This is a genomic window from Reyranella sp. (assembly GCF_044224635.1).
Taxonomy (GTDB): domain Bacteria; phylum Pseudomonadota; class Alphaproteobacteria; order Reyranellales; family Reyranellaceae; genus Reyranella.
Genome location: NZ_JBGAKA010000056.1, coordinates 1 through 7,626, shown reverse-complemented (window position 1 = coordinate 7,626; position 7,626 = coordinate 1). Strand labels below are relative to the sequence as shown.

Sequence of the window (7,626 nt, the reverse complement as noted above, 5' to 3'; positions counted from 1 at the left end):
GTCGCGCGGTCGTACTACTGTACGACGCGCGCCCGCAAGCGTGCATATTCCTGATCGGAGATCGCCTTCTCGGACTTCAGGCGCTCGAGCTTCGCGATCTCGTCGGCAACGCTGAAACCCACAATCTGGCGCAGCTCGTCACGCGCCTGCCTCGCCTGCATACGATTGCGCTCCGCCATGCCGCTCCCCTGGGTGAGGATGTAGGCGAAGATGCCGATGTAGGGAAGCACGATCAACAGGAGCACCCACACGACCTTGCCGAGGCCCGAGATGTCGCTGCGTCGGAAGAGGTCGCTGGCCGTCGTTATGAACAGCCAGAACCAGAGGATGAACACGAACACCGCGAAGGCGTCGGCAAGGAAGGTGACGAACGTCGATTCGGCGGAGAATAGCATGGCATCGCTCCCGTGCGCCGCGCCCCGCGCCGATCGAGGCGCGGCGGCGGGCGGCCCTCAGTTCAGGGGGACTTGCGCAGCGACAACGCCGCTACGCCGGCTGCGGCGTTCAGCCCGATGCTGCCTTCGATGCTGACCGGCTGCAGCGTGACTTGGTTGGTGTTGCCGCTCAGCAGCACGTTGGCGCCGGCACCGACGCCGACCGTGCCTTGCGCGCTCGGGCCTGCGTAGTCGCCGGCCAGCGCGCCCGGCGCCAGCGTGCCCGGAGCGAACACCGCCCAGACGATCGTGCTTTCCCGCGTGAAGCCGATGTCGACTCCGTAGCGGTTGATCGTGCCCTGGTAGCGCTCCGCCGTGCCGTCGGTGCGCGTGAACAGGCAGGTGAGGGCGCGCGACGAGCCGAAGACGAAACCGACCCCCCCGGCAACGTTGCAGCTCATGGTGCCGACGTTGAAGCCGCCGCGGCTGGGCTGCTGTGCCGTGCCGGGCGCGGCGGCTTGCTGCTGCGCGCAGCCGGTGGCCAGGACCGCCAGCGTCGCGGCGAGGGCGATTGTCATGTGAGTCATCTCATTGCCTCCTGAACTTCCTCAACGGGCGATAGCGCTCCAGCGGCAGCCGATGCGCGGCTCTGAGACCTCGAGAGTGCCTGGCGTCTTCGAAGCGTCGGCGACGACATCGAAGTTGGTGCCGCCCAGGGCGAGCGTCGTCGTGAAGACGTTCGGCGCGCTCTGCGTCATGGTGCGAGTAATGCCACCGGCCGTGCGCAACGTCGCGCTATCGCCGGTCCGGGTAAATGAGTTCACGCGCGACAGCTCGGCGTCCCACCGCTGGCACGCGGAGGGATTGCGGTCGGTTGGCGTGACGCGGAACTCGGTCTCGACATTCTGCGCGCACGCCGACTGCGCGACGCTGGCCAGAGCCAGCAGGCCAACGGCCCAGAGACGGGTGGACATGGACTTCTCTCCTCTCATTGATCCGACCTCTACGGTGACACCACGTTGCATGACGAGCTGTCGACGAAGAGCGTCGTCCGCGGCCCGTAGATCAATAACCCCTGGCGAACGCCCGGGCCGGTGCGGGCGACAAGGGCCCGTGTCGTCATCACGGTGTTGCCGCCGTTCAGGAAGCGACACTCGATCACCGGATCGACCGCATTGCCGCTGTTGTTGTCGAGGTACATCACGATCTGCCAGCGCTGGCCCGGCACCGCACGCAAGGTGGCGCCGTCCATCGCCAGGATCGGCGTGCTCGGGCCGGCGGTGATGGGCACGGTGCCGAGCGGGCGGCCCTGCACGCGTTGCTCCGCGACCTTCCCGGGCGCGTCCTGGGCGCTCGGGTCGAAGGCCTTGTCCTGCGGCCCGGTGGGCGCCGCCGTGCTTTGGCCGACCGTTTCAGGTGTCCAGACCTGCCCCGTCTTGGGGTCGCGGAACTCCGGCACCCCGGCCGTGGCCGGTACGTTGGTGGTAGCACGATTGGCCTGGGCCATGGCGCCCGACGCCAACGCCGTGCCGATCGCGGCTGCCAGGATTCGTGCTGACAGGATTCTGATGTTGCGCATGATCGCCTCCATCGATTGCAGTGTCGGTTGGGCATTCTATCGGTTGACGCTGGCGACACATCGGCGCGGCGTCCCCTGACTGTTCGCTGCGTCCCAATTCTCGCGCGAAGGTCGCGCTCGCCCGGCGACGCCGAGAGGCATTTGGGACGCGCGGCATAGTTCCGGGACGTGCTGCTCGCGCGGCGAGGCGCGGCGATCTCTAGGATGCACGCGTAACGTGCGACTTGAGTCACATCGAGGGACGCCAAATGAAGTCGGGGGAAACAACGGGATTGAGGAACGCCGGGCGCAAGCCTCGTCTCCGCGGGCGGGTGGCTGGCCTTGCCAGCGCCTGGATGCCGCTGGCCGTCATTCTGCTCGCCGCGCCAGCGGCCGCTCAGCTCAAGGACATGCATGAGGACGCCAACGCGGCTCGCTATGACGCCATGTTCGGCACGCCCAACGGCTTGACGCCGGGGCCCCAGAGCAACCTGTTCGCCACGTCGCCCGGTCTCGAGCAGCAGGCGCGCCGCTCGACATTCACCATCAATGGCCTCGTGCCGCTGTTCTTCAACTCGAACGCCGACGCTCTGCCGACGGGCGGCACCAACTCCGCCGAGTTCAGCCCGGTGGTCAACGCCTCGTGGTCGACGCCCGTCTTCGACCTGCCGCTACGGTTCACCGCCAGTGCGCGCGCCGAGGTCGACCGCTTCACACAGGTGCCGGCATCCGACTTCGACAAGATCGGCCTGTCGGCGCGCCTCCAGCATGTCGATCCGAGCAACGACCAGGCGTACTCGCCCTATATATCCTACGCGCCGCGCTGGGACTTCGATCCCTTCTACCGCTCCCGGTTCGCGACCCGCCAGGACATCAACATCGGCGTCAACAAGACCTTCAACTACGACGCCGATTTCCGCCGCGTCGCCTTCTCCGGCAACACCATCGCCGAGACGCGATTGTCGCTCGGCGTGACGGCGGCGATCCAGCGCCGCTTTCGCGACCCCGAGCCGGGCTCGTGGGCGGCATTCTTCGTGCCCTCGGCCACCTATGTGATCTCGCCGCATTGGAACATCAGCGCCGGCGTCGACCTGGAGCGACGCGCCTTCGACGCCGTTTACGGCTTCAACCGGGAGGACTGGCTGGTCGAGCCGATCGTCACGCTGGAGTTCGTCATGCCGGCCGAATGGTTCGGCTCCGCCGCGACGGCCGCGATGGTCGGCCGGCCAGCGCTCAACTTTCAGGCCGCCTACGAGAGCAACTGGTCCAACGCGCCGGGCGGCAACTTCCAGATCTGGCATCTCGGCGCCGCCCTCAAGCTCGGTTGGAGATTCTGATGACGACGCAAGCCCCAGGCGACGCCACCTCAGCGGCTTCCGCGACCCGCAAGCTTTCGCTGTTCGCGCTGACGATGATGGTCGTCGGCGGGATGGTCGGGGCCGGCATCTTCTCGCTGCCGCGCACCTTCGCCAACGCTACCGGGCCGATCGGGGCTATCATTGCCTGGCTGATCGCCGGCACCGGCATGTACATGCTGGCGCGCGTGTTCCAATCCCTGGCCGAACGCAAGCCCAACCTCGATGCCGGCGTGTTCGCCTACGCCAAGGCGGGCTTCGGCGACTACCCCGGCTTCCTGTCGGCGTTCGGGTACTGGTTGGGCTCGTGCATCGGCAACGTCTCGTACTGGGTGCTGATCAAGTCGACGCTGGGGGCTTTCTTCCCGGTGTTCGGCGACGGCAATACCGTGGTCGCGATCGCCGTCGCATCGCTGGGAATCTGGCTGTTCCATTTCATGATCCTGCGCGGCACCCAGCAGGCGGCTATCATCAACAGCGTCGTCACGGTCGCCAAGATCGTGCCGATCCTGACCTTCATCGTGCTCTTGATCGCCGCCTTTCGTCTCGACATGTTCAGCTACAACCTGTTCGGCGGCGACCTCACCAACGGAATCTTCGACCAGGTGCGCGCCACCATGCTGGTCACCGTGTTCGTCTTCCTCGGCATCGAGGGCGCAAGCGTCTATTCCCGCTTTGCGCGGACGCGCGCCGATGTCGGCCGCGCGACGATCCTGGGCTTCGTCATCGTGACCTCACTGATGGTGCTGGTGACCCTGCTGCCCTACGCGGCCATGCAGCGCCCCGAGATCGCCGGCCTGCGCCAGCCGTCGATGGCGCAAGTGCTGGAGGCCGTGGTCGGGCCGTGGGGTGCGGTGTTCGTCAGCGTCGGCCTGCTCGTGTCGGTGCTCGGCGCCTATCTCGCCTGGTCGCTGATCTGCGCCGAGGTGCTGTTCGCGGCGGCGCGGACACGCGACATGCCGGCGCTGTTCGCCCGCGAGAACGCCAACAAGGTGCCGGCGGCAGCCCTGTGGGCCACCAACATCGTGGTCCAGCTCATCGTCGTGACGACCTACTGGTCGCGCGACGCCTTCTCGCTGATGCTCAATCTCACCAGCTCGATCTCGCTGATCCCGTTCGTGCTGGTGGCGGCCTACAGCCTGCAGCTCTGCCGTCGCGGCGAGACATACGACGTGCGGCCCGAGGAACGTCGACGCGACCTGATCATCGCCGCCGTCGCGACCCTTTACACCATCTTCATGCTCTACGCCGGCGGCCTGAAATACATCCTGCTGGCGGCAGTTCTCTATGCACCGGGAAGCATCCTCTACGTGTGGGCGCGTCGCGAGCAGGGCAAGCCGATCTTCGTCCGGACCTGGGACTGGCTGATCTTTGGCCTGACGATCGCCGGCGCTGCCGTCGGCATCCATTGGCTGGTCACCGGCTACATCACCATCTAGCTCACGGAGCGTCACATGACAAAGGCATCGGACAAGCAATTCGGCGTCCATTCGGAGGTCGGCAAGCTCCACAAGGTCATGGTGTGCGCCCCCGGGCGAGCCCACCAGCGGCTGACACCGTCGAACTGCGACCAGCTGCTGTTCGACGACGTGCTGTGGGTCGACAATGCGAGGCGCGACCATTTCGACTTCATGCAGAAGATGCGCGACCGCGGCATCGAGGTCGTCGAGATGCACAACCTGCTGGCCGAGACGGTGGCCATCCCCGAGGCGCGCAAGTGGATCATCGACAACCAGGTGGTGCCTGACCAGGTCGGGTTGGGCCTGGTCGACGAGATCCGGAGCTATCTCGACGGCCTGCAGCCGCGCGAGCTCGCCGAGACCCTGATCGGCGGCCTGTCGACCGAGGAGTTCCCGGAAACCCACGGCGGCGAGATGCTCAAGCTGGTCAAGGATGCCGCGGGCGTCACCGAGTACCTGCTGCCGCCATTGCCCAACACCTTGTACACGCGCGACACGACCTGCTGGATCTACGGCGGCGTCAGCATCAACTCGCTGTTCTGGCCGGCCCGCCACGAGGAGCCGATCCTGGCGGGAGCGATCTACAAGTTCCATCCCGACTTTGCCGGCAAGGTCAAGGTGTGGTGGGGCGATCCGACGATCGACCATGGCCTGGCGACGATCGAAGGCGGCGACGTCATGCCGATCGGCAAGGGAGTCGTGCTGATCGGCATGAGCGAGCGTACCTCGCGTCAGGGGATCAGCCAGCTCGCCCAGGCCCTGTTCCGCCAGGGTGCAGCCGAGCGCGTGATCGTCGCGGCCATGCCCAAGCTCCGTGCGGCCATGCACCTCGACACCGTGTTCACCTTCGCCGACCGCGACTGCGTGCTGCTCTATCCCGACATCGTCTACAACATCCACGCCTACTCCTACCGGCCGGCCGACACGCCGAGCGGCATCGAGCTGCGCAAGGACGAGAAGCCGTTCGTCGAGACGGTGGCCGACGCGCTGGGCGTCAAGAAGATGCGTGTCGTCGAGACCGGCGGCACCGCGTACATGCGCGAGCGCACCCAGTGGGACAGCGGCGCCAACCTGGTCTGCGCGTCACCCGGCGTCGTCTTCGCTTACGACCGCAACACCTACACCAACACGCTGCTCCGCAAGGCAGGCATCGAGGTGATCACCATCGTCGGCGCCGAGCTCGGCCGTGGCCGCGGCGGCGGGCACTGCATGACCTGCCCGATCATCCGCGACCCGGTGGACTTCTAGGCGCCGCCGGCAACGAGGTTTCCCGGCTGTGAAAAGGCCCGACCAACCCCGTCCTCCCTCGCCGGCGGAGGCCGTCGTGCCGGTGGCCAGCCTGATCCTGCTGGTCGGACTGTCGTATTTCCTGTTCGGCGATGCCGGGGCGATGGGGCCGAACCAGGTCGCCCTCGTCGTCTCGACCGTGATCGCCGGCTTCATCGGCTGGCGGTGCGGCCATTCGATCGACGGCCTGGGCAAGGCGGCGACCGATAGCGTCTCGACCGGCATCGGCGCCATCTTCATCCTGTTCGCCGTCGGCGGCCTGATCGGCACCTGGGCGCTCAGCGGCACGCTGGTGGCCATGGTCTACTATGGCCTGCAGCTGCTCAGCCCGAACTACTTCTTCGTCACCGCGTGCGCGATCTCGGCCATCGTCGCCGTCAGCATCGGCAGCTCGTGGACGGTCGTCGGCACGATCGGCGTCGGCTTCATGGGCATCGCGCTGAGCATGGAGCTCAACCCGGCGATCGCGGCAGGCGCCATCATCTCGGGTGCCTACTTCGGTGACAAGACCTCGCCTTTGTCCGACTCGGCCAATCTCGCCGCCGCCGCGGCCGGGGTCGATCTCTATCAGCACGTCCGCGAGACCATGCTGTCGTCGGCCGTCGCCCTGGCGATTGCATTGGCGGTATTCTTCACCCTGGGACGGCCAGGCGACTTCGACGCCCTGGAGAAGATGGAAGCGATCCGCGGCGCCTTCGAGATCACGCCCGTGCTGTTCTTGCCGCTGGCCGTCGTCATCGCGCTGGCGCTGCTCAAGGTGCCCGCCTTCACCGCCATCTTCCTGGGCTCGGTTGCGGGTGGCGTGCTGGCCGTGGTCGTGGCGCCGGGACGCGTCGTCACCTTCGCCGACGCCGCGGACCTTCCCGGCTGGCTCGCCTTGCTCAAGGGCACATGGCTCGCCTTGGCCAGCGGCTACAAGTCGACCACCGGCTTCGCGCCGATCGACCTGCTGGCCAGCCGCGGCGGCATGGACAGCATGCTGAACACGATCTGGCTGATCGTCACCGCCCTCGCCTTCGGCGGCGTGGTCGAGAAGGCCGGCGTGCTCGACCGGCTGATCACGCCGATCACCGAAAGGGCGAAGTCCATTGGCGCGCTCGTCAGCTCGCTGGTGGCGTCGATCGTCGCCACCAACGTCATCACTGCCGACCAGTACATAGCCATCGTCCTGCCGGGCCGGATGTTCAAGTCCGCCTTCGAACGGCGCGGGCTGGCCCCCGTCGTGCTGTCACGCACGGTCGGCGACACGGCGACACCGACGTCGGCACTGATCCCGTGGAACAGTTGCGGCGCCTACATGGCGGCGACGCTGGGCGTCGCCACCTGGAGCTATGCGCCCTATGCGGTGTTCAGCATCGTCAGCCCGCTGCTGGCCATCGCCGGCGCCTATCTTGGATTCAGGATCCTGCGTCGCTCCTGATCCGTCAGCGATTGTGCGTGCCGACGATGCTGTCGCCTTCGAGCTTGGTGAACGGCACGAACGGCACGATCTTGCCGCCGTAGATGTCCTCGCGGGTGGTCGTGATCGAGCCGTCGGCGCCCTGGGTCTTGGTGACCTTGAGCACGCGCTGGGCGCCCGGCGGGCCGACCGG

At 66.9% G+C, this 7,626-nt stretch carries 8 protein-coding genes; 4 read left to right on the top strand and 4 right to left on the bottom strand.

What is annotated here, in order from left to right; all coding sequences use genetic code 11:
• Positions 1-14: 14 nt before the first annotated feature.
• From ACILR9_RS32305 to ACILR9_RS32290, 4 genes are all read right to left on the bottom strand, one after another.
• Positions 15-395, bottom strand: a complete 381-nt coding sequence (locus ACILR9_RS32305) for a PLDc N-terminal domain-containing protein (RefSeq protein ID WP_395714099.1) — start codon at positions 393-395, stop codon at positions 15-17.
• Between the two features lie 62 nt (positions 396-457).
• A complete protein-coding gene (locus tag ACILR9_RS32300) occupies positions 458-961 on the bottom strand; it encodes a DUF992 domain-containing protein (protein WP_395714098.1) in 504 nt (167 codons plus the stop codon).
• Between the two features lie 21 nt (positions 962-982).
• Entirely contained in the window at positions 983-1,348 is a 366-nt protein-coding gene (locus tag ACILR9_RS32295) for a hypothetical protein (protein WP_395714097.1), read from the bottom strand.
• 29 nt (positions 1,349-1,377) lie between these two features.
• Complete coding sequence (locus tag ACILR9_RS32290) at positions 1,378-1,953, bottom strand: hypothetical protein (protein ID WP_395714096.1); 576 nt, start codon at positions 1,951-1,953, stop codon at positions 1,378-1,380.
• Between the two features lie 311 nt (positions 1,954-2,264).
• Between ACILR9_RS32290 and ACILR9_RS32285 the strand changes: the two genes are divergently transcribed.
• The 4 genes from ACILR9_RS32285 (at position 2,265) to ACILR9_RS32270 (ending at position 7,454) form a co-directional block, all read left to right on the top strand.
• Positions 2,265-3,269 carry a hypothetical protein gene (locus ACILR9_RS32285; RefSeq protein ID WP_395714095.1) on the top strand — a complete coding sequence of 335 codons (1,005 nt, stop codon included), beginning with the start codon at positions 2,265-2,267 and terminating at the stop codon, positions 3,267-3,269.
• On the top strand, positions 3,269-4,726 hold the full coding sequence (locus ACILR9_RS32280; protein ID WP_395714094.1) for a basic amino acid/polyamine antiporter: 1,458 nt from the start codon (positions 3,269-3,271) through the stop codon (positions 4,724-4,726). Before ACILR9_RS32285 ends, ACILR9_RS32280 begins: the two co-directional genes overlap by 1 nt.
• 15 nt (positions 4,727-4,741) lie before the next feature.
• Positions 4,742-5,995: an arginine deiminase gene (gene arcA / locus ACILR9_RS32275; protein ID WP_395714093.1), complete on the top strand. Its 1,254-nt coding sequence runs from the start codon at positions 4,742-4,744 to the stop codon at positions 5,993-5,995.
• Between the two features lie 76 nt (positions 5,996-6,071).
• Complete coding sequence (locus tag ACILR9_RS32270) at positions 6,072-7,454, top strand: Na+/H+ antiporter NhaC family protein (RefSeq protein ID WP_395714092.1); 1,383 nt, start codon at positions 6,072-6,074, stop codon at positions 7,452-7,454.
• The last annotated feature ends 172 nt before the right edge of the window (positions 7,455-7,626 follow it).

Excerpts from the sequence above, each read along its gene's own strand:
- ACILR9_RS32300 (WP_395714098.1), bottom strand. The coding sequence starts at position 961 with ATGACTCACATGACAATCGCCCTCGCCGCGACGCTGGCGGTCCTGGCC.
- ACILR9_RS32295 (WP_395714097.1), bottom strand. The coding sequence starts at position 1,348 with ATGTCCACCCGTCTCTGGGCCGTTGGCCTGCTGGCTCTGGCCAGCGTC.
- ACILR9_RS32280 (WP_395714094.1), top strand. The coding sequence starts at position 3,269 with ATGACGACGCAAGCCCCAGGCGACGCCACCTCAGCGGCTTCCGCGACC.
- ACILR9_RS32305 (WP_395714099.1), bottom strand. The coding sequence starts at position 395 with ATGCTATTCTCCGCCGAATCGACGTTCGTCACCTTCCTTGCCGACGCC.
- ACILR9_RS32290 (WP_395714096.1), bottom strand. The coding sequence starts at position 1,953 with ATGCGCAACATCAGAATCCTGTCAGCACGAATCCTGGCAGCCGCGATC.
- arcA (WP_395714093.1), top strand. The coding sequence starts at position 4,742 with ATGACAAAGGCATCGGACAAGCAATTCGGCGTCCATTCGGAGGTCGGC.